The following is a 19,569-nucleotide window of genomic DNA, read 5'->3' on the forward strand; positions in this document are numbered from 1 at the left end:
GGCCCGCCGCCCGCGCCCGGGACGCGCGGGGAACCGGTACCCGTGATCCGGTCCCCGCGCGGCCCCCGGTCCTCCGTCCTCAGGACGGGCGGCGGCGCAGACGCGTCGTCAGGTGGTGCTGGAGCGGCTGCCCCACGGCCGCCATGTCCTGCAGCACCGTCAGCTCCCCCTCGCCCAGCGTGTAGTGGCGCCGGGTCGCGGTGACCTCCTTGGCCCGCGGGGTCAGCGCCACCTCCTTCGTCGCGATCTCGATCTCGGAGCCGGTCACCTGCCCGACGTACGTCTCGACGATCCCCGTGGGGTGGGCGAGCACGACCTCCAGGGACGCGTCGGGCAGCACCCGCCACCAGCCGGCCTCACGGCCCGCCGGCCGCACCGGGGCACCGGAGCCGTCGATCAGCCAGGCCCGCGCCTCGTACCGCAGGAAGGGGCGCCCGTCGTGACTGAAGGTGATCTCCTGCTCGTAGCGGAAGTCCGCGTCGAGGGTCGGGTACTCGCCCTCGCCCCGTCCGTGCCAGCGGCCCAGCAGCGGCAGCACCGGAGCCAACTGCGGATGCGGGGCCGGTCCTTCACCGAGGACGTGGGTGTCGGGGTAAGGATTTTCCTGCACCGGATCGAACATGTTCACCTTGTCTCTACGGGGCGTCGCGCGAACCGCAGCCTAGTGCCGTGACCGGAAAGGTCCACCGGCCACCGACCTAGCGGGACGGCCGGCCGGCTCCGCGTCCCGTCCACCGGGCGATCTCCTGGTCCAGTACGCCCGGGGGGAGGTACTCCGCCGGACCGTTCCACGCGTCCCGGTCCTCGTACGGGGGGATCCCCGGGAAACCGGGGTAGCCGGGCTCACCCAGCCGGACGCCGAGCCGGACGGCCACGTCCTTGCGCAGGCGGGGGAGGAGCGCGTACAGCCGGTCGCCCGGGCACGCGGTGTCGTTGAAGTCCCGGTGCCCGTGGATCTCGGACGGATCGATGCCGTACCGGTCGCAGACGTGCGTGCACAGCGCCACCAGGGCCTCGAACTGCTGGGCCGGCGGCTCCTCGCTGGTGTACGTGCCCTCGTTCTCGATGCCGACGGACACGTCGTTCTGGCCCACGCAGTGCGCGGACCGCACCTGCCGCAGGCCCGAGGTCAGCTCGGCGAGGGAACGGTGGCGGCCCTCGGTGACGAAGGCGCCCCGGCTGATGGTGAAGTGCTGACCGGTGTCGATCCAGCCCTGCACGTCCATGTGGTAGTTCTGGATCGCCCGCGCCAGCGCGAACGCGCGCTGCTGCGAGTAGTCCGTCACGTTCTTCGTCGCCGTGTGGTGCACGACGATCCGCCGCGGCGCGGAAGCCAGGACCACGACGGACTCGGACGGCTCCCGGGCACCCCACGCCTCACAGCCGAAGACCGCGGGACCGGTGGCGGCCGACGCGTGGGCACGTCCGGCCCCCGGCCACCCGGCCGCCGCCCCCAGCCCGAGCGCGCCGGCCAGGACCATCCGGCGGCTGAGGCCGGGCGAAGAGAGGGCGCGAGCGCGCATGGGAAGCTCCTTCTCACGAGGACGGGGCACCGCGGGGCCGCGGCGCCTACCGCCCAACGAGCAAAGGATCACCGGGGAACGGACCCGCCCCCGGACGGCGGAGCGACCGGACCCGGCCGGCCGTACGCCCGAACGTATGATCATCCTCCGTCGGACCCGGTCCGGGACCGTCCGCCCCCGCCCGCGCCACCGCCCAGGAGACCCGCGCATGACCGGCACCGCCGACCAGACCGAGCAGACCGGCCGACCGGACGGGGCCGACCAGGCCGAGCGGATCGCCCGCCGTCTCGCCGGCTACGAGAGCCACTTCGCCCGGCTCTTCGCCGCGTACTTCGACGGACTCGAAGGCACCCTCGACGCGCCCCCGCACAGCGCCTTCGCCCCCGAATGCCTGTCCCTCCTGCGGGACCTGTCCCTGCGCGGCGGCAAGCGCCTGCGCGTCGCCCTGCTCCACGAGGCCGCCCGCCTCGTCACCACCGACCCCCTCCCGGGGCTGGACGACGCCGCGCTGAGCATCGAACTCCTCCAGACCCACGGCCTGATCCACGACGACATCATCGACAACAGCCCCACCCGCCGGTCCGGCCCCTCCACCCACCACGCCTACCGCGCCCGCTTCCCGGACCACCCCCGGGCGGCCCTCGGCCTCGCCGTCCTCGCCGGAGACCTCGCCGCGTTCCTCTCCCAGCAGGTCCTCCTCCGCTCGGCGGCGCCCCTGCCGCTGCGCCACGCCATGCTGGAGGTCCAGACCGGGGCGGCCACCGCCACCCTGCTCGGCCAGATCGCCGACCTGGAACGGGACTTCACCGCCCTCCCCGACGAGGCGACCCTGCACGAGGTCGCCGAGTGGAAGTCGGCCCGCTACTCCGTCCTCGCCCCGCTCCGGCTGGGCCTGCTGGCGGCCGGCGCCGACCCCCGGCGGCACGACGCGGAGCTGCGCCGCTACGCGCGCCTGGTCGGGATCTGCGGGCAGATGCGCGACGACTACCTGGACCTGTTCGGCGACGCCCCGGACCTGGACAAGGGCGCGGGCAACGACCTGCGCGAGGGCCGGCGCAGCTACGCGGTCACCGCGGTCCTCGCCGCGGCCACCGGCCCGGACCTGGCCGTGGTCGAAGCGGCCCTCGGCGACCCGGACTGCTCCGCGGACACCGTCGGGGCGGTGCGGGACATCGGCCGGCGCCGCGGCGCCGAGGACCGCCTGCGCGCGGGCATCCGGCGCCACGCCGCACTCGCCTCGGCGGAGGCCGCCGGCTGGCGGCCCCGCTGGCGGGAGGAGGCGGTGACGTTCTTCGAACTGCTGCCGCTGCAGACCCTGGCCGGGATCGCCTAGTGCCGTGACCGCACCAGTGCCGTGACCGGCACCGGCCCGGCCGGCCCTGCGGGGCGCCCGAGGTCCTACGCGAGGCCGGCGCCCGCCGGGGACAGGTCCCGGAGCCGCTCCAGACGGGCGCGGGACTCCTCGTCCTGCGGGACGTAGGCCACCAGCCGGGGGCCCGCCGCCGGGCCCAGCCACAGGTCGGTGTGCCGCAGGTGCAGCAGCCCCACGTGCGCGTTGCGGATGTACTTCGTCTTCCCGCCCTGGGCCACCACCTCGTGCCGCGCCCACACCTCCCGGAACTCCGCCGACGCCCCCTCCAGCCGGGCCAGCAGCGCCTTCCAGGCCGGCTCGGCCAGGTGCTCGGCCATCGAGGCCCGGAACTTCGCCGCCATCAGCCGGCTCGCCTCGGGCATGTCCACGATCGCCGCCCGCCAGTCCGGGTCCGTGAACGCCAGCCACAGGCAGTTGCGGTCCTCGGGCGGCAGCCGGTCCAGGTCCCCCAGCAGCCGCCCGTACGTCGTGTTGTACGCGAGGATGTCGTAGCGGCTGTTCTGCACGCACGCCGGGATCGGCCCCAGCTGGTCGAGCATCGCCCGCAGCTCCGGCGTCACGCTCGGGCAGCGGGTGTGCGGGGCCGGATCGAGGCTGCCGGCCAGCGAGAACAGGTGGGCCCGCTCGCTCCGGTCCAGGAGCAGGGCGCGCGCGAGGGCGTCCAGTACCTGCGCGGACACCTGGATCTCGCGGGCCTGTTCGAGCCAGGTGTACCAGGTGACACCGACCGCCGAGAGCTGCGCGACCTCCTCGCGGCGCAGCCCCGGGGTGCGGCGCCGCCGGCCGCGTACGAGGCCGACCTGCTCGGGGGTGATCCGCTCCCGGCGGCTGCGCAGGAACTCCGCCAGCTCGTGCCGGCGCACATCGGATTCGGGGGCCACGGTGGTCATGGGTCCAGGGTGCCGCACCCCGTAGCCGGTTGCCAGGTACTGCCTGTACCAGGATGAGGAGACTCTGGTACCAGGCTGAGGGCCGGAGGATCGTCGTACCCGTGACCGAAGCAACCGTACGCACACCCCCACCGTTCCCGTCGGCCTCCGCCGCCCGCTCGGGCCCCGCCGCGCCGGATCCGGCCGGCCCCGAGCCCGCGGCGCTGAGCACGCCGGGACTGTTCACCGTGCTGCTGGGCGCGGCCCTCCCGCTGATCGACTTCTTCATCGTCAACGTGGCCCTGCCCGCCATCGACGCCGACCTCGCGGCCGGACCGGCCATGCTGGAACTGGTCGTCGGCGGCTACGGCGTCGCCTACGCCGTCCTCCTCGTCCTGGGCGGCCGCCTCGGCGACACCGTCGGCCGGCGCCGGCTCTTCCTGGTCGGCATGGCCGCCTTCGGGCTCACCTCCCTCGCCTGCGGACTGGCCCCGACCGCCTGGACCCTGGTCGGGGCGCGGGTGGCGCAGGGAGCCGCGGCCGCGCTGATGCTGCCGCAGGTCCTCGCCACCATCCAGGCCACCACACGGGGCCCGCGCCGGGCCCGGGCGATGAGCCTGTACGGGGCGACCGCCGGGCTGTCGATGGTCGCCGGGCAGATCCTCGGCGGCGTCCTCGTCGCCGCCGACCTCGCCGGGTCGGGCTGGCGCTCCGTGTTCCTGGTCAACGTTCCCGTCGTGCTCCTGGGCCTCCTGCTCGCCGTCCGCGCCGTGCCCGAGACCCGCTCGCACCGCCCGGCCTCGATCGACGTCCCCGGGACGCTGCTGCTCGCCCTGTCGCTGGTCTCCCTGCTCCTGCCTCTGACCGAGGGCCGGGCGGCCGGCTGGCCGCTGTGGACCCTGCTGTCCCTCGCGGTGTTCCCGTTCGCGGCCGCGGCCTTCTACCTGACCGAGCGCCGGGCCGACCGGCTCGGCCGCACCCCGCTGGTGCCGCCGAGCCTGCTGCGGCTGGAGTCGCTGCGGCGCGGACTGGTGATGGTGGTGCCCTTCTCGATCGGCTTCAGCGGGTTCATGTTCGTCATCGCGGTCGCACTCCAGCAGGGGCTGGCGATGGGGCCCGTACGGGCCGGGCTGGCGCTCGTCCCCATGGCCGTCGCCTTCTTCGCGGCCTCGCTCGCCGGACCCCGCCTCGTCGGACGCTTCGGCAGCCGGGTCGTCACCGCGGGCGGCGTGCTCCAGGCCCTCGGCATCGTCCTGCTCCTGATCTCCCTCCGGCAGGGCTGGCCCGGCCTCGGCCTGGCCGCACTCGCGCCCGGCGTCGCCGTCGCGGGCCTGGGCCAGGGCCTCCAGCTGCCCGTGCTCATGCGCCTCGTGCTCTCCGACGTACCGGCCGACCGGGCCGGAGTGGGCGGCGGCGTCATGATCACCACCCAGCAGTCGGCACTCGCGCTGGGCGTCGCGACCCTGGGCAGCCTCTTCCTGGCGCTGACCGAGTCCGTGGGGATGCGCGACGCGCTCCTGCTCACCCTGCTCGTCCAACTGGGCCTGATCGCCCTGACGACCCTCCTCAGCCTGCGCCTGCCGCGCCTCGTGAACTGAGCGCTCGCGGCCGCTACGGGGTGATGTTCTGGTTCAGGTGGAAGAGGTTCCCGGGGTCGTACCGCCGCTTGACCTCGACCAGCCGGTCGTAGTTGCCCTTGTAGTTGACCCGGATCCGGTCCTGGTCGTCGTCGGCCATGAAGTTGATGTAGCCGCCCTCCTGCGAGTGCGGGGCGGTGGCCTCGTAGTAGTCGCGGACCCAGGCGATGTTGGCCTCGTTGTCGGCCGGGTCGGGCCACATGCCCGCGATGACCGTCGCGAACGAGGCGTCGCGGTAGGCGAAGGCGGTGGCGTCCTGCGCCACCCGGTGGCAGGCCCCGTTGACGGGGTAGATGTGCACGGTCGAGTTCACCGCCGGTACGCGCGGCCCGTGCACCAGGTGCGCCTCGATCGCCTCGTCGGTGAGCTCGGTGACGAAGTTGGCCTTCCAGTAGTGCTGGAGGCCGGGCGGCACGAGCGCGTCGAACGCCGAGTTGAGGGCGGGGTACGGCATCGGGCCCACGTGCTCGGCGACCACCGGCGCGATCTCGTGGAAGGGACGCAGGGCGGCCTCGCCCTCGTCGAGCGGCCCGGCCCAGCAGGCCACGATCAGGATGAACGTGTCACCGTGCCGGTTCTCCGGGATGAACGGCAGCGGCGGCGCGATCTGGAAGGCCGGGAACGCGCCGAGCTGCTCGGGGGCGTCGGCGATCAGCTCGCGGAACCCCCGCAGGACGGCGCCCGCGTCCTTCAGCTCGAAGAGCATGGGCCCGCCGTGGATGTCCTTGACCGGGGCGAGCCGGAACTCGAAGGACGTCACCGCGCCGAAGTTCCCGCTCCCGCCGCGCAGCGCCCAGAAGAGGTCGGGATGCTCCTCCTCGCTGGCCACGACCAGCCGGCCGTCCGCGGTCACCACGTCCGCCGACACCAGGTTGTCGCAGCTCAGGCCCAGGCCGCGGGCGAGGTATCCGATACCGCCGCCGAGGGTCAGCCCGCCGACCCCGGTGGTGGAGATGATCCCGCCGGTCGTGGCCAGGCCGAAGGCGTGGGTCGCCGCGTTGAAGTCTCCCCAGGTCGCCCCGCCCTCCGCGCGTGCGGTGCGGCCCACGGGGTCGACGCGGACCCCGCGCATCCCGGAGAGGTCCGCCACCACACCGTCGTCGCAGGTCCCGAAGCCGGGCACGCTGTGCGCGCCGCCGCGCACCGCCAGGTCCAGGCCGTTCTCGCGGGCGAAGTCGACGGCGGCCATGACGTCGCCCGCGTTGACGCAGTGCACGACGGCGGCCGGCTTCCTGTCGATCATGGCGTTGTGGACCTTGCGCGCCTCGTCGTAGGTGGCGTCACCCGGGGTGACGACCATCCCGCGGACCCGCTCGCGCAGCTGGTCGGTCGAGAGCTTGCCCATGGCTCTTGCTCCTCGTGCCCTGCTCCCGCCCGTCGCGCGCGCGGGAGGAACCGCCTCCGTGGCAGCGGGGCGGCGGAGTGGGACGCCCCCGCAGGGCCGCGCTGCCGCCTGCCACTGGAGCGGGCCCAGATTTCACGCTACGCCGATGGGGCGGAGCCTCAACCCGGGGCGGGTGGCCCGTGCCGGGGACCGTGCCGGAGGCGGCACCGGAGGCGGTGCTGAATCGTTTCTCCACCGGGTCGGCTGACCCATCGGGGTGAGGTCCCGTGCGCGGTACCCGGCCCGTCCCGCCCGTCCCGCCCACCATGGGCCCGTGATCACATCGCTTCGCGTAGCGCTCAGCGCCGCCGCCGTGACCGGAACCCTGCTCAGCCTCGGCCTCGCGCCCTCGGCCGGCGCCTCCACCTCCATCCCCTCCGCCCCCGGAGCCCCCTCGGACCGGGTGACCGTGGACGTCGCCACCGTCAACGGCTCGGGCTGCCGGCCCGGCAGCGCCGCCGTGGCCGTCGCCCCGGACAACTCCGCCTTCACGGTCACCTACAGCGAGTACGTCGCCTCGGCGGGAGGCAACAGCAAGGCCACCGACGGCCGCAAGAACTGTCTGCTCTCGCTGAACGTCCACGTCCCGCAGGGCTACACCTACGCCGTCGCCCAGGTCGACTACCGGGGCTTCGGCAACCTGGCGCGGGGCGCGGTCGGCACGCAGAAGGCCAGCTACTACTTCCAGGGCATGCGGCAGACCGACTACCGCACCCACAAGTACGTCGGCGCGCTCAACAACAACTGGCAGGCCACCGACACCACGGGCATCGAGGCGCTCGTCTTCGCCCCCTGCGGCGAACTGCGCAACTTCAACATCAACACGGAGCTGCGCGCCGAGGTCGGAAGCTCCGACCCGAGCAGCACCAGCTACATGGCCCTCGACTCCACCGACGGCAGCATCAACAGCGTCTACCACTTCACCTGGAAGAAGTGCCCGGCCCGCTGAACCCGCTGAACCGCCCAGCCCCCGCGGCCCGTCCGGTGAGGCACCGGACGGGCCGCTGCGCGTGCGGTGCTCCGTGTCAGCGCCGACGGAGCAGGGAACAGACGAAGTCCTCCTGGACCTGGCGGATCCGCTCGATCAGTTCGGGCTTGTAGGTGAGCGAGGCCTGCGTGGTGACCGAGAAGGTCAGGGAGCGGCGGCCGTCCGCCGTGGCCGCCGCGAGCTGGGTGTAGCCCGGGGTGTTGCCCGTGTGGCCGTACACCGCCCCGCAGCGGGTCGTGTACCGGTAGACCGCCAGCCCCGCGTCGGTGCGTCCCGGGCCCGGGGGCTGGGAGAGCCCGCCGGGCAGGAACGTGAACTGCTGCCGCCGGGTGTTCTTCGAGAACAGCTCGCCGCCCGCGTAGGCCCGGATGAACTTCGTCAGGTCCTTCGGCGTCGAGACGATGCCCCCCGAAGCCCACGCACCGGAGGCACTGATGGCCTCGCTCACGTCCAACGGCTCCTCCGGCGGCTCGACCACGTAGCCGTGCAGGAAGGGGACGGGCAGCCGGTAGCCCCGCGGCAGGCTCGTCCGCTCCAGGCCCAGGGGCTCGTACACGAGCTTCCCGAGGAGGTCCTCGTAGCGGTGCCCGGTGACGGCCTCGGCCATGAGCGCGACGGCGATGTTGTCGGAGTTGGAGTACTGGTACCGGCTCCCGGGAAGGAACGCGAGCTCCTCGCCGGAGACGAACTCCAGCAGCCGGCGGGAGTCGAACCGGTGCCGGGGGTCCGCGGTGACGATCTCCCGGAACTCCGGGGAGGCCGAGTAGTCGGGCAGCCCGCTGGTGTGGTTGAGGAGTTGACGGAGCGTCACCGCGTGCCAGGCCTCGGGCTGCCCGGGCAGCACCTCGCCGATGGTGTCGTCCAGGTGCAGCCGGCCGCGGTCGACGAGCCGCAGGGCCACCGCTCCGCTGAACGCCTTCGCGACGCTGGCGATCCGCATGTGGTCGGACGGCGCCGGCTCGCGGCCGGTCTCCAGATCGGCCACCCCCGCCCGGTACACCTCGGTGCGGTCCCCGTCCGTGAGGACGGCGATCGCCCCAGGGGGGCCGCCGGGGGTGTCGACCAGCTCCTGGAGTTCCGCCCGGAGGCCCGTTCCCCGGCCCGGGTCGTGGTCCGTGCCCGCGTGCGCGGGCGGGGCCAGCACACCGGCCGCGGCCGCGCACAGCACGGCGGCCGCGACCAGGCGCAGCGGCGGGCGGCTTCGGCCGCCGTCGTCGTTCGACCGTGGGGACATGGCGGTACCTCCGGGTTGGGGGATCGGGCGCGTGGTCACGATGGCAGGGCCCGGACGCGGGCGGGCGACGACGCGGCCGTGCGCCGGCGGGCCGTGCTCCATCCGGACCCCCGGCCCGTGGCGGCCCCGTGCCCCCTGGCCGGGACCGTATGGCGGATCCGCGGCCCGATCCGGGGAGGCGGCGCCCCGAGTGGATACGGATGTCGGGTACCGCTTCGCGCAAGGCACCCACCGGGAGGCTCCGTGACCCGCATCAACCGACGTGACCTGGCCCTGCTGGCCCTACGGACCGGCACCGGCGCGGTGCTGATCGCGCACGGGACGCAGAAGCTGTTCGGCTGGTTCGGCGGCGCCGGCCTGGACGCCACGGCGGCCGGGATGGAACGCATGGGCTTCACGCCGGGCCGGCCGAGCGCGGTCGCCGCCGCCCTGGGCGAGGCCGGGGGAGGGGCCCTGCTGGTCCTGGGCCTGGCCACGCCGGCGGCGGGCGCCGCGGCCGCGGGCGCCATGGCGGGGGCGGTGGCGGTGCACGCGCCCGCCGGGTTCTTCGCCCAGGACGGCGGCTACGAGTACCCCGCCTTCCTGGGGTTCACGGCGGCCGCCGTGGGCCTCGCGGGGGCGGGCCGGTACGCCGTCGACCACGCGACCGGCCACACCTTCGACCGGCCGTGGACGCTGGGCCTGGCCTTCGCGGGCAGCGCCCTCGCAGCCGCCGCAGTGCTCACGAAGCGGGCCCGGGCGCAGGAGGACGAGGAGTAGGCCGGACGAGCCGGCCCGGACCGTCGCTTCCGGATCTTGCCAGGCGACACCGGCCCGGCAAGATCCGGAGCGGACGGCCCGGCCGGCGACCGCCCCGCGGGAGCCGTCCCGCGGGGCGGGGGCGGCTACTTGCAGACGGTGCCGTCGGCCGGAGCGGTGCCGTCCACGAGGAAGGAGTCGACCGCCTTGGTCGCGCAGGCGTTGGTGCCGTAGGTACCGTGCCCCTCGCCCTCCACCGTCACGTTGACGCCGACACCCTTGCCCAGCGCCTCGGCCATCCGCTTCGCGCCCTCGACGGGGGTCGCCGGGTCACCGGTGTTGCCGATGACCACGATGGGCGCCGCACCGGCCGCGCCGACCACCGGCTTGTCCGTCGTACCGCGCACCGGCCATTCGGCGCAGCCGATCAGGCCCTCGGCCAGGAACGGCCCGAACACCGGGGAAGCCGCGCGGAAGGCGGGCTCCTGGGCCTTCATCTCCTCGACGGTGTAGCGGCGGTTGGTGTCGGCGCAGCTGATCGCCATCTGGGCGGCGTGGGAGTTGTCGTAGCGCCCCTTCTCGTCACGGCCGTTGTAGCTGTCCGCGAACAGCAGCAGGTTGTTGCCCGTACCGTCCTGCATCACCTCGCCGAGGCCCTGGACGAGGTAGTCCCAGCCCTCCTCGTCGTAGAGGGTGGCGACGATGCCGGTGAGGGCCAGCTCGGAGGTCAGCTTCCGGCCGCTCTGCGTGGGAGCGGGCTTGGTCTTCAGCTTCTCCAGCAGGGCGGCGATCCGCTTGCTGCCCTCGGCCGCGCTCGGGCCGGTCGGGCAGTTGGCCGTGTACTTGTCCCGGCAGTACTTCATGGCGTGGTCCAGGGCCAGCTGGAAGCCCTTGGCCTGGCCGAGGGACCGCTGCACCTCGTCCGAGGTGGGGTCGACGACGGCGTCGAGCACGGTGCGGCCGACGTTCTGCGGGAACAGGTGGGCGTACACGCCGCCCAGTTCGGTGCCGTACGAGATGCCGAAGTAGTTCAGCTTCTGGTCGCCGAGGACCTGCCGCATCAGGTCCATGTCGCGGGCGGCGTTCGCCGTGCCGACGTGGGGGAGGACCTTGGCGGAGTTCTGCTTGCAGGCCTCGGTGATCTTGCGCACGTCCTCCAGGGGGTCCGCGCTGTCGGCGGCCTGGTCCAGCGTCTTGTCGTCCTGACAGGTCACCGGGGCGCTGTTGCCGACGCCGCGCGGGTCGAAGCTGACGAGGTCGTAGACCGTGTTCAGCTTCTTGTACTGGTCGCCGAAGCCCGGGAGGGAGCGGACGCCCGAGCCGCCGGGTCCGCCGAAGTTGTAGACCAGCGAGCCGACGCGCTTGCCCGAGTCCGTGGCCTTCTTCCGGATCAGCGCCACGTCCAGGGTCTCCCCGTCCGGCTTGGCGTAGTCGAGGGGCGCCTTCATGGTGGCGCACTCCCAGCCGCTGCCGGGAGCCTTGCCGCCGCCCTGGGCGACGGACGGCGCCGGGCACTTCTGCCAGTCGGGCTTCTGCCCGGTCAGTGCCGCGGGCAGGACGGCCGGCTTCGTCGCGGCACTCGGGGCGGCGGAGCCGGAGGGCTTCGGGTCGGCTTTGGCCTTCGGGTCTCCGTCGCAGGCCGCCAGGGCGGGCACGGCCAGGAGGACCGCGGTGGCGAGGGCCGCCGACCGGAGGGGGCGACGTATGAGGTGAGGCATGGTGTGGTGCTCCTGCGCGAAAGGACCCGGTGAGTAAGCAGACGATAAACGCTACGAGCTGCTCGTCAGACCACCGAACGGCCCATTCCGGTTCGGGGCCCCACCCTCCGACCGGCCGAACGGCGCGGTGACGTCCCGTTGACAGCCCGCCCGGCCGCGTGCGACAAAGACATCGAGGCCGTTCGGCCGCAGTGCCCTCATCGCCCTGACCGTCTTCTCCTCGATGTGACGTTCACCTCGCGACCCGCCCGCCTCGCCGCTCCGCTCCCGGAGCGAGGCCGCTCGCGCGAGACCCGCCGTCCCCGGACGCGAAGACGTCGAAAAGCCGGCACACCACCTCATATGTGAACGGACGGCCCTCCCTTGACGATGATTCCCGGATCCCGCGTACCCGGTCGGACCTGGACCGTCCGGCTGATCGGCCACGGCGACCACAGCGTCTCCGTCACCTGCAGCGTCGAGGCCTGCCGGATGCCGCCCCGGTCCAAGGACACCGGCGCCATGCGGCGCTTCGCCGCCGAGCACGCCCGCGCGCACGCCCGCCTCGCCACCGTGCGCCCGAACGCCGCGTGCGCCTGCGGAGCCGCCGAATGCGCCTTCCACGAGAACAGCAGGGCCTCCTGCACCGGCGCCCCGCTCCTCGTCCTCGTCCACAACCCGGCCGTGGGACAGGTGTGGACCCTCGCGGAGATCTGCCAGGCCTGCGCACCGCTGATCGGCAACCTCTCCGTCCTCGGCCGCGCACAACGCCCCGCCGCCACCGCCGCGGCCCCGGTCGCAGCGGCCCCCGCCCAGCAGACCCGTACCCCGGTGCCCGGCGGTTTCTCCTCGCCGCAGGCGGCTCCCGAAGCGTCACCCGCCCGCCGTCGCCCGCACCGCGGCGGCCCCCGGCGCGCCCGCTGACCCCACCGCACCCGCCGCCGCCCGAAGGCCCCGCGACCAGGCAGGATGACCGGCTGCTACCGTGCAGGGCATGCCCGAACTGATCGCACCCACCGCCGGGCTGCACTCCTCCTGGCTCGCCGCCCGCGCCGAATGGGGCGAGGAAGCCCACATGGACGGAGCCGGCCTCGGCTCCGAGGACGACGTCGAAACCCCGGAGGGCTTCGCCGCCTGGGTGGAGCGGCTAGGGGGCTACGCGGACCGTACGGTGCCGGTCGAGCAGGGCCGCGTCCACGCCACGTACTGGTGGATCGCCGACGGCGACACCTACCTCGGCGCCATCGACCTGCGGCACTACCTCAACGCCTTCCTCCTCGACGCGGGCGGCCACATCGGCTACAGCGTGCGCCCCTCGGCACGCCGCCGCGGGGTGGCCGGCCGGGCACTGACCGCGGTGCTGCACGAGGCCCGGGTGCTCGGCATGGACCGGGTCCTGCTGACCTGCGACCCCGGCAACGCCGCCTCGATCCGCACGATCGAGCGGGCCGGCGGCGAACTGGAAGACGTCCGCGAAACCCTCATCGGCCCCAAACGCCGCTACTGGATCGACCTCTAGGCGAGGCCCGGGGGCCTGTGCACGGCGAGGTGGCAGGATGACGCGGTGTCCGACTCTCTCCGTGAACCGTGGCTGCGCGGCATCGCCTTCAACCCGGCGGCGCCCTCCGACGTACTGATACGACTGATGGATCGAGCGGCCGGTGAGGTCGGCCCGCTGATGTGCGAGGGACGCGACCTGCCCGACGACGCTATCGAGGCAGCCCTGCGCCACCCGGCCAGGGGGATCCGCCGCGCGCTCGCCGGTAACCGGCACGTAGACCCTTCGCGACTCGTCCCCTTGGCAACGGACCCGTCGGGCATCATCCGTGCGCGGCTCGCCAACCCCCACCCCCGCCCCCGATGGGTCCGACCGCTGCCGGACGACATCCTCGTCACCCTCCTGACCGCCCAAGACGGGGGCGAGGACGGCATGCTCACCGAACACGAGATCACCCAGGAGCTCAGCTTCTCTCGGCAGATCCCTCTGTCCTTCTACCGCTCCATGGCCGGGCACGAGCACCCCGAGCTCCGCATACGCGCCGCCTGGAGGTGGCAGTGGCTCACTCCTGGAGAGCGGGAGGCACTGCTCCACGACCCCGACCCCGACGTACGGGAAGCGGCGCGGAAGAGCAGCTGGGAGCTGGACCCGGAAGCGGTGGAAGCCAAACTGCCGTCCATCGGCTCGCACAGCAAGCCGTTCGTGCTCGGCACGTGCGCCCTGTCACCCGCGCTCGTCGAACAGTGCTTCGCGGACGGCACGGTGCACCCCCTGACCTGGAACCGCCACACCCCGGCCGACGCCGTCGCCCGGCTCGCCCGCCACCCCGAGGCGAAGGTCCGCGCGATGGTCGCCGCCCGGCCCGACCTGGGACCGGAACTGGTAGCGGAGCTGAGGGAGGACCTGGAGGAGGACGTGCGGATGCGCGCACGCCTCCACCCCTTCCCCCGTACCTGGGCCGAGTTCTGGGCGATCCATGGGGTCATTGGGCACGGTCCGGACTGCACCTGCCCGATCACCGAGCCGGCCACCGAGCCGTCCCCCGACTGGTTCGCCGCCTGCGCCGAGTCCGAGGAACCCGTACTCCGCCGGGTTGCAGCGAGCTGGCCCGGCCTGCCCGCGGAACTCGTCAGCGCACTCGCGCGGGACGACGACGAGGAGGTACGGATCCGGCTGGCCTGCCACCACCCCCTGGCTCCGCCACACCTCCTCCTGGACGTCTTCGCCACCCGACCGGCCCACCGACCGCACCTGCTGACCCTGCCCGGATTCCCCCGCACCGGCCGCACCCACCTCATCGGCCACCCGGATCCCGAGGTGCGCGCCCTGGCCGCAGCCGATCCCTCCCTGCCGGACCTCCCGGTGGACGACCCTGACGAGTCGGTGCGCCGGGCCGCCGCCGCCAACCCGAGCCTGGAACCGGAAGCCCTGGAGGCTCTCCTCGCCGACCCCCGCACCGCGGAGGGCGCTGCCGCCAACCCTTCGCTGCCCGTCCCCCGCATCCGCGCACTCCTCGACCACTGCCTGAACAGCGCCGCCACCCCAGCGACGACAGCCGGACGCCGAGGGCCGACGTCCAAGTAGCGATCACAGCCGTGGCAGCCTCCGTCCCCCACTGCACACGACGCCGCTGCTCGGCTCGCATAGTGATGAGGCTGTGACCTGCGGCTGTTCTGTTTGATGACGAAGATCGCTACCGTGCCACCGTGCCGCAGAACGATCAGATACCGCCGGGCGGGAACGCACCGGACGACGACAGGTGGAACGCGTTGCTGAGCGAGGTGTCCGCAGGGGGCGCCGCGCCGCACGAGCCGGTGGCTCCCGCGCGCAAACGGCTGGGGGCGGGTGCCGCCGCGCTGGGCCTGGCGGTGGCGGGCCTCGCCTTCCTCGCCCTGCGGTTCGTGGGTTCCCCCTCCGGCGAGGACGGCCGGGACACCGGGAAGCCGGCCGCCGCACCGGCGGCCCCCGCCGCCGTGCCGACGCACGAGGCCGCGGGGCGCCCGATGATCCCGCTGGCCGACGCCTTCCCGGCCGAGGTACCGGACGGAGCCGGCGGCACCTACACCAAGGTGGGCGCGGCCACGCTGGGTTCCTGCCCCGAACCGGGTGCGATGGGCCCGCGGCTCGCCGGCCTCATCGAGGCGAGCGCGGGATGCGTCGGGGAACAGGTCGCGCTCTACAAGGACGCGCGCGACAACCAGTTCAACCTGGCCCTGTTCACGATGAAGGACCCCCAGGACACCGTGACGCTGGTGTTCGAACTGAGCCGGGCCTTCGACGACTACCAGGTGGCGGCGCAGGGCCCGCCGCCCGCGTCGGGTCTGCCGACCCTTCCGGCGGACAGCGGGATGGTGCAGTCCTTCGCCGGGGACGGCCGGGTCATGGTGGTCGGAATGGGCCAGTGGTCCGACGGCCGCACGGCCGACTACCAGCAGCTGGTCGACCGGCTGAAGCCGCTCCAGGACGCGGTCGCCGCGAACGTCGGCCGCCACGAGGCCCGGTAGCCCGCAGCGGTCTCCGTAACCCGCCCTCGGCGTCAGTCCGGTGCCGGGGCGGGCCGGACGCCGGAGGCGGCGGGCTCGCGATAGCCCCCGCCGCCGTCACCGGTGAGTTCCAGACGGCGCCCCCGGAACGCCGCGCGCAGGCGCCGGTCGTGGGTCACCAGGATCAGCGTTCCGGTGTAGTGCGCCAGCGCGGCCTCCAGGTCCTCCACCACCGCCGGGGCCAGGTGGTTGGTCGGTTCGTCGAGCAGCAGCAGGTCCAACGGACCCGCCACCAGCCCGGCCAGCTCCAGCTTGCGGCGCTGCCCCGCCGACAGGGCTCGTACGGGGCGGCTCAGGTCGGCGGGGGAGAGCAGCCCGAGGTCCGTCAGCCGCTCGGCGTACTCCTCCCCGTAGGCCCCGACGACGCTGCGGGCCTCGCCCGCCCGGGGATCGCCCTGCCGCAGGTACCCGGTCCGGGGCGGGACGGCCACGGCTCCCCGGGCCGGGCGCAGTTCGCCCGCGAGCAGATCGAGCAGCGTCGACTTCCCGGCCCCGTTGGGCCCCGTCACCAGCAGGCGTTCGCCGCGGTCCAGCCGGAAGGAGACGGGCGCGAGCCGTCCCGGTACGGACGCGCCGTCCACGCGGACGCCTCCGTCGGCCCCGGCAGCGGTGGTCGCCCCCGAGTCGGAGGTGATGCGGCCGGTGAAGCGCAGCGGCCGCGGAGGCGGCGGTACGGGGTTCTCCGCGAGCCGGTGCAGCCGCTCCCGGGCGGCGCGGATCCGGCCCATCGCCCCGTGGGCGCGGGAGCGGGCCCGGAAGGCACCCGCCCCGCTGAAGCCGCGCGGCATCTTGCGCGGGATGTCGGCGAGCCGCCCGCTGTGGCTGTCGGCGAGCCGCTCGGCCCTTCGGGTCTCCTCCCGCCACTCCTCGTACGTGCGCTCCCAGCGGGCCCGGGCCGCCGCGCGGCCGGTGAGGTAACCCGTGTACCCGTTGCCGTAGCGGTGGAGCGTGCGCCGGTCGTGGTCCACCTCCAGGATCGTGGTCGTGACGCGGTCGAGGAAGAGCCGGTCGTGGGTGACGGCGACGACCGTGCCGCGGTGGGCCCGCAGGTGCTGCTCCAGCCAGTCGACGGCCTCGTCGTCGAGGTCGTTGGTGGGCTCGTCGAGGAGCAGCAGCTCCGGCTCCGGGGCGAGGGCCCCGGCCAGGGCCAGCCGGGAGCGCTGACCGCCGGACAGGGTGCCGAGCCGGCGGTCCGGATCGAGCGCGACCTGTTCCCCGAGCCGGCGCAGGGTGCTCGCCACGCGGCGTTCGGCGTCGCGCCCGCCGCGCGCCTCGTACACGGCGAGGAGGTGGTCGTACGCGGCGAGTTCGCCGGGGCCGGCCCGGTCGAGGCGGCTCTCCGCGGCGCGGATCCGGCGCTCCAGGGCGCGGAGTTCGGCGAGGGCCAGGTCGACGGCGTCGCCGACGCGGGCGGTGGGCGGCAGGCCGAGGGTCTGGGCGAGGTGTCCCACACCGCCCGGCGCCAGGACGGAGACCTCTCCGTGGTCGGGCGGTTCGAGACCGGCCAGCAGGCGCAGGAGGGTGGACTTCCCGGATCCGTTCTCCCCGACGACGCCGACCCGCTCGCCGGGCCGGACCGTGGTGCTGACGCGGTCCAGGACGACATGGGCGTCGTAGCGCTTGGTGACCTCGGACAGGACGATGCGGGTGCCGGCGGACGCGGGTGAGGTGCGCAAGGGCGGTTCCTTCCGATGGGGGCCAGATGCGAGGCGAGACGTTCCGTCTCGCCTACTTCCCCGTAACCTAGCCCACCCGCCAGCCCGTCGCAAGACGTTTCGTCTCGCCAGGGGCGCGCGGCTGGGAACGGGACGTAGCTGCGAGCGAAACGCAGCTGGTCAGAGTGGGTACGACGGCCATAGCCGCAAGGGGTTCCGTATGCCACGGTGGGCTTCATGGAGGCGAATCAGAGCAAGCACACGGCCGGCCACCACCACGATCACGCCCACCACGCCCACGCCCACGCCCACGCCCACGAGCACCAGCACCAGCCCGGGCACGGCGGCGGCTCCCGCGCCGCCCGGACGCGCCACCGGCTCGGGCACCTGCTCAGGCCCCACCGTCACGAGGCCGCCGACAAGGTCGACGCGGCCATGACGGCCTCCCGGGACGGGATGCGCACGCTCTGGATCTCCCTGGCCATCCTGGGGGCGACCACGGCGGTCCAGGCCCTGGTCGTCGTCCTGTCGGGGTCGGTGGCCCTGCTCGGCGACACCGTCCACAACGCCGCGGACGCCCTGACCTCGGTCCCCCTGGGCATCGCCTTCCTCCTCGGGCGCCGGGCCGCCAACCGCCGCTACACGTACGGCTACGGCCGGGCGGAGGACCTCGCGGGGATCGTCATCGTCGTCACTATCGCGGCCTCCGCGGGCATCGCCGCCTACGTGGCCGTCGACCGGCTGCTCGACCCGCGCGACATCACGCACCTGTGGGCGGTCTCCGCCGCCGCGCTCGTCGGCTTCGCCGGCAACGAATGGGTCGCCCGCTACCGCATCCGTACCGGCCGGCGCATCGGCTCGGCCGCGCTCGTCGCCGACGGACTGCACGCCCGTACCGACGGGTTCGGCTCCCTGGCCGTGCTCCTCGGCGCCGGCGGCGCCGCGCTCGGGCTGCCCGCGGCCGACCCGGTCGTCGGACTGCTCATCACCCTCGCCATCCTGTTCGTCCTGGCCGAAGCGGCCCGCGAGGTCTGCCGCCGGCTGATGGACGCCGTCGACCCGGCCCTCGTCGACGCGGCGGAGCACGCCCTGAGCCAGGTGGAGGGGATCCTCGGCACCGGCCGGATCCGGCTGCGCTGGATCGGGCACACCCTGCGCGCCGAGGCCGACATCATCGTCGACCCGCGGCTCACCGTGGCCCGGGCGCACGAACTCGCCCTGGCCGCCGAACACGCGCTGATCCACGCCGTGCCCCGGCTGACGGCCGCCACCGTCCACACCGACCACACCCATGACGGTCCCGCGGGTACCGGCCCGCACGCCGCCCTCGCCCACCACGGACGCACCGACTGACCCGGCGGCTCAGACGTCGGGGGCCGCCTCCGTGCACCACCTGACCACCTGCGCCGTCAGGGCGTCGATCGAGTGGTCGATCCGCGTCCGGCTCCCGTCCGGGCCGAGGAACACGGCCTTGAACGGCCACGGCCCCTCCAGGTGGCCGACGTACCGCTCCGTGTCGTCGGTCAGCACGGCCGCGCGCCCGCCCTGCGGGGTGACGACCCAGTAGGCACCGCCGTCGTCCGCGTCGTGGAAGACCCGGATCCGGGAGGCGTCGACACCCGCCCCCAACAGCACGCGCAGGACACCGTACCGGTGGGCGGCCGCGCCGGGTTCCGGCGTCCCGCCCCACGCCACCGGGGCCGCGCCGGGCGGCACGTGGGCGTCTCCCGCGTCCATGTCCACGGGACCTCCTTCCGTCGGGACCGGTCCGGTCACACGCATTCGAATATATGGGCTCATTCCAAGCATGAGTTCCACTTTTCCTCTATTCCGCCGAAATTCAGACAATCCTGTGACTCGTATGGGAATCTGCTGCGCACGGCCAGGCGCGAACGCGCACGGCCGTACCAGGGGAGGTTTCATGCGTGGATCGCTGCTCCGGAAGAGCCGCTCTGTGCTGGTCGGCTCACTGATGGCCATGGGGGTCGTCGGCCTCAGTGCCGCTCCGGCCAGTGCGTGGACAGGGGGGAACGTCTGGGTCAACTTCGGCAGCTGGAACTGCCCGGGCGGGGGATCGGTCGTCGGCGTCTACTGGGGCGTGGACGCCTATTCGAGCGGCCCGGCCGGGGGTGACTGGGGTGACAACGTCATCTACCCGCGCGTGCGCGTGGGTTCGGGCGCGTACAACACCCTGAGCTACCAGGTCATGTGCAAGAAGTGGGGCTGGTACACCTACCGCGGCGTGGTCAGCCAGCGGACCCTGACGCCCTACAAGTCGGGCCTGAGCTACACCTACTGACCGGCCGGGGGGCGGGGGGGGGGGGCCCCCCCCCCCCGGGCCCCCCCCCCGCCGCCGGCGGGGGGGGGGGGGGGGGCGCGGGGGCGGGGCGGGGGCCGCCCCGGGGGGAGGGCCCCCGCCCCCCCGCGCCCC

Annotated in this window: 18 protein-coding genes; 10 read left to right on the top strand and 8 right to left on the bottom strand. The window is 73.9% G+C overall.

The genetic code is table 11. The annotated features are described in order from the left end of the window. Positions 1 to 79 precede the first annotated feature (79 nt). Positions 80 to 622 (bottom strand): heme-binding beta-barrel domain-containing protein, encoded by a 543-nt coding sequence (locus AC07B0_RS00965; protein WP_467292034.1) that lies wholly within the window; start codon positions 620 to 622, stop codon positions 80 to 82. Positions 623 to 698: 76 nt separating this feature from the next. Next, positions 699 to 1,523, bottom strand: coding sequence for a peptidoglycan recognition protein family protein (locus tag AC07B0_RS00970; protein ID WP_478896078.1), 825 nt, complete (start codon positions 1,521 to 1,523; stop codon positions 699 to 701). A 208-nt stretch (positions 1,524 to 1,731) separates the two neighbouring features. On the opposite strand from AC07B0_RS00970, the gene AC07B0_RS00975 reads away from it, so the two are divergent. Then, positions 1,732 to 2,856, top strand: coding sequence for a polyprenyl synthetase family protein (locus tag AC07B0_RS00975; protein ID WP_356871805.1), 1,125 nt, complete (start codon positions 1,732 to 1,734; stop codon positions 2,854 to 2,856). Between the two features lie 65 nt (positions 2,857 to 2,921). On the opposite strand, the gene AC07B0_RS00980 is transcribed toward AC07B0_RS00975, so the two are convergent. Further along, complete coding sequence (locus tag AC07B0_RS00980) at positions 2,922 to 3,785, bottom strand: MmyB family transcriptional regulator (protein ID WP_356871803.1); 864 nt, start codon at positions 3,783 to 3,785, stop codon at positions 2,922 to 2,924. A 53-nt stretch (positions 3,786 to 3,838) separates the two neighbouring features. Between AC07B0_RS00980 and AC07B0_RS00985 the strand changes: the two genes are divergently transcribed. Further along, entirely contained in the window at positions 3,839 to 5,362 is a 1,524-nt protein-coding gene (locus AC07B0_RS00985) for an MFS transporter (protein ID WP_478896079.1), read from the top strand. Positions 5,363 to 5,375: 13 nt separating this feature from the next. Here AC07B0_RS00985 and AC07B0_RS00990 read toward each other — a convergent pair whose 3' ends face one another. Then, a complete protein-coding gene (locus tag AC07B0_RS00990) occupies positions 5,376 to 6,746 on the bottom strand; it encodes an FAD-binding oxidoreductase (RefSeq protein WP_478896081.1) in 1,371 nt (456 codons plus the stop codon). A 313-nt stretch (positions 6,747 to 7,059) separates the two neighbouring features. On the opposite strand from AC07B0_RS00990, the gene AC07B0_RS00995 reads away from it, so the two are divergent. Beyond that, positions 7,060 to 7,734 carry a DUF4360 domain-containing protein gene (locus AC07B0_RS00995; protein WP_478896083.1) on the top strand — a complete coding sequence of 225 codons (675 nt, stop codon included), beginning with the start codon at positions 7,060 to 7,062 and terminating at the stop codon, positions 7,732 to 7,734. 76 nt (positions 7,735 to 7,810) lie between these two features. Here the strand turns inward: AC07B0_RS00995 and AC07B0_RS01000 are convergent, their stop codons facing one another. After that, positions 7,811 to 9,007 carry a serine hydrolase domain-containing protein gene (locus tag AC07B0_RS01000; RefSeq protein ID WP_478896085.1) on the bottom strand — a complete coding sequence of 399 codons (1,197 nt, stop codon included), beginning with the start codon at positions 9,005 to 9,007 and terminating at the stop codon, positions 7,811 to 7,813. Between the two features lie 243 nt (positions 9,008 to 9,250). On the opposite strand from AC07B0_RS01000, the gene AC07B0_RS01005 reads away from it, so the two are divergent. Next, positions 9,251 to 9,766, top strand: coding sequence for a DoxX family protein (locus tag AC07B0_RS01005; RefSeq protein WP_356871793.1), 516 nt, complete (start codon positions 9,251 to 9,253; stop codon positions 9,764 to 9,766). A 125-nt stretch (positions 9,767 to 9,891) separates the two neighbouring features. Here the strand turns inward: AC07B0_RS01005 and AC07B0_RS01010 are convergent, their stop codons facing one another. Continuing rightward, positions 9,892 to 11,463, bottom strand: a complete 1,572-nt coding sequence (locus tag AC07B0_RS01010) for an alpha/beta hydrolase (RefSeq protein WP_478896087.1) — start codon at positions 11,461 to 11,463, stop codon at positions 9,892 to 9,894. Between the two features lie 369 nt (positions 11,464 to 11,832). Here AC07B0_RS01010 and AC07B0_RS01015 point away from each other — a divergent pair, with 369 nt between their 5' ends. The 4 genes from AC07B0_RS01015 to AC07B0_RS01030 all read left to right on the top strand — a co-directional run bounded on the left by AC07B0_RS01015 (position 11,833) and on the right by AC07B0_RS01030 (position 15,444). Continuing rightward, the gene (locus tag AC07B0_RS01015) at positions 11,833 to 12,366 is read left to right on the top strand and encodes a hypothetical protein (protein ID WP_467292387.1); all 534 of its coding nucleotides are present in this window, start codon (positions 11,833 to 11,835) and stop codon (positions 12,364 to 12,366) included. Positions 12,367 to 12,436: 70 nt separating this feature from the next. Next, positions 12,437 to 12,961, top strand: a complete 525-nt coding sequence (locus AC07B0_RS01020; RefSeq protein WP_478896089.1) for a GNAT family N-acetyltransferase — start codon at positions 12,437 to 12,439, stop codon at positions 12,959 to 12,961. A 45-nt stretch (positions 12,962 to 13,006) separates the two neighbouring features. After that, the gene (locus AC07B0_RS01025; RefSeq protein ID WP_478896090.1) at positions 13,007 to 14,524 is read left to right on the top strand and encodes a hypothetical protein; all 1,518 of its coding nucleotides are present in this window, start codon (positions 13,007 to 13,009) and stop codon (positions 14,522 to 14,524) included. Positions 14,525 to 14,646: 122 nt separating this feature from the next. Continuing rightward, entirely contained in the window at positions 14,647 to 15,444 is a 798-nt protein-coding gene (locus AC07B0_RS01030) for a hypothetical protein (RefSeq protein ID WP_478896092.1), read from the top strand. A gap of 32 nt (positions 15,445 to 15,476) precedes the next feature. Here the strand turns inward: AC07B0_RS01030 and abc-f are convergent, their stop codons facing one another. Next, positions 15,477 to 17,159, bottom strand: a complete 1,683-nt coding sequence (gene abc-f, locus AC07B0_RS01035; RefSeq protein WP_478896093.1) for a ribosomal protection-like ABC-F family protein — start codon at positions 17,157 to 17,159, stop codon at positions 15,477 to 15,479. A gap of 216 nt (positions 17,160 to 17,375) precedes the next feature. Here abc-f and AC07B0_RS01040 point away from each other — a divergent pair, with 216 nt between their 5' ends. Next, entirely contained in the window at positions 17,376 to 18,491 is a 1,116-nt protein-coding gene (locus tag AC07B0_RS01040) for a cation diffusion facilitator family transporter (RefSeq protein ID WP_478896095.1), read from the top strand. 9 nt (positions 18,492 to 18,500) lie between these two features. Here AC07B0_RS01040 and AC07B0_RS01045 read toward each other — a convergent pair whose 3' ends face one another. Then, positions 18,501 to 18,875, bottom strand: coding sequence for a hypothetical protein (locus AC07B0_RS01045; RefSeq protein WP_478896097.1), 375 nt, complete (start codon positions 18,873 to 18,875; stop codon positions 18,501 to 18,503). A gap of 184 nt (positions 18,876 to 19,059) precedes the next feature. On the opposite strand from AC07B0_RS01045, the gene AC07B0_RS01050 reads away from it, so the two are divergent. Continuing rightward, the gene (locus AC07B0_RS01050; protein ID WP_356871777.1) at positions 19,060 to 19,437 is read left to right on the top strand and encodes a hypothetical protein; all 378 of its coding nucleotides are present in this window, start codon (positions 19,060 to 19,062) and stop codon (positions 19,435 to 19,437) included. Positions 19,438 to 19,569: the final 132 nt, after the last annotated feature.

It is taken from the genome of Streptomyces sp. NPDC044704 (assembly GCF_056433525.1).

Coding starts and splice junctions, on each gene's coding strand:
- AC07B0_RS00965 (WP_467292034.1), bottom strand. CDS start 622: ATGTTCGATCCGGTGCAGGAAAATCCTTACCCCGACACCCACGTCCTC.
- AC07B0_RS00970 (WP_478896078.1), bottom strand. CDS start 1,523: ATGCGCGCTCGCGCCCTCTCTTCGCCCGGCCTCAGCCGCCGGATGGTC.
- AC07B0_RS00975 (WP_356871805.1), top strand. CDS start 1,732: ATGACCGGCACCGCCGACCAGACCGAGCAGACCGGCCGACCGGACGGG.
- AC07B0_RS00980 (WP_356871803.1), bottom strand. CDS start 3,785: ATGACCACCGTGGCCCCCGAATCCGATGTGCGCCGGCACGAGCTGGCG.
- AC07B0_RS00985 (WP_478896079.1), top strand. CDS start 3,839: ATGAGGAGACTCTGGTACCAGGCTGAGGGCCGGAGGATCGTCGTACCC.
- AC07B0_RS00990 (WP_478896081.1), bottom strand. CDS start 6,746: ATGGGCAAGCTCTCGACCGACCAGCTGCGCGAGCGGGTCCGCGGGATG.
- AC07B0_RS01000 (WP_478896085.1), bottom strand. CDS start 9,007: ATGTCCCCACGGTCGAACGACGACGGCGGCCGAAGCCGCCCGCCGCTG.
- AC07B0_RS01010 (WP_478896087.1), bottom strand. CDS start 11,463: ATGCCTCACCTCATACGTCGCCCCCTCCGGTCGGCGGCCCTCGCCACC.
- AC07B0_RS01015 (WP_467292387.1), top strand. CDS start 11,833: ATGATTCCCGGATCCCGCGTACCCGGTCGGACCTGGACCGTCCGGCTG.
- AC07B0_RS01020 (WP_478896089.1), top strand. CDS start 12,437: ATGCCCGAACTGATCGCACCCACCGCCGGGCTGCACTCCTCCTGGCTC.
- AC07B0_RS01040 (WP_478896095.1), top strand. CDS start 17,376: ATGGAGGCGAATCAGAGCAAGCACACGGCCGGCCACCACCACGATCAC.
- AC07B0_RS01045 (WP_478896097.1), bottom strand. CDS start 18,875: ATGGACGCGGGAGACGCCCACGTGCCGCCCGGCGCGGCCCCGGTGGCG.
- AC07B0_RS01050 (WP_356871777.1), top strand. CDS start 19,060: ATGCGTGGATCGCTGCTCCGGAAGAGCCGCTCTGTGCTGGTCGGCTCA.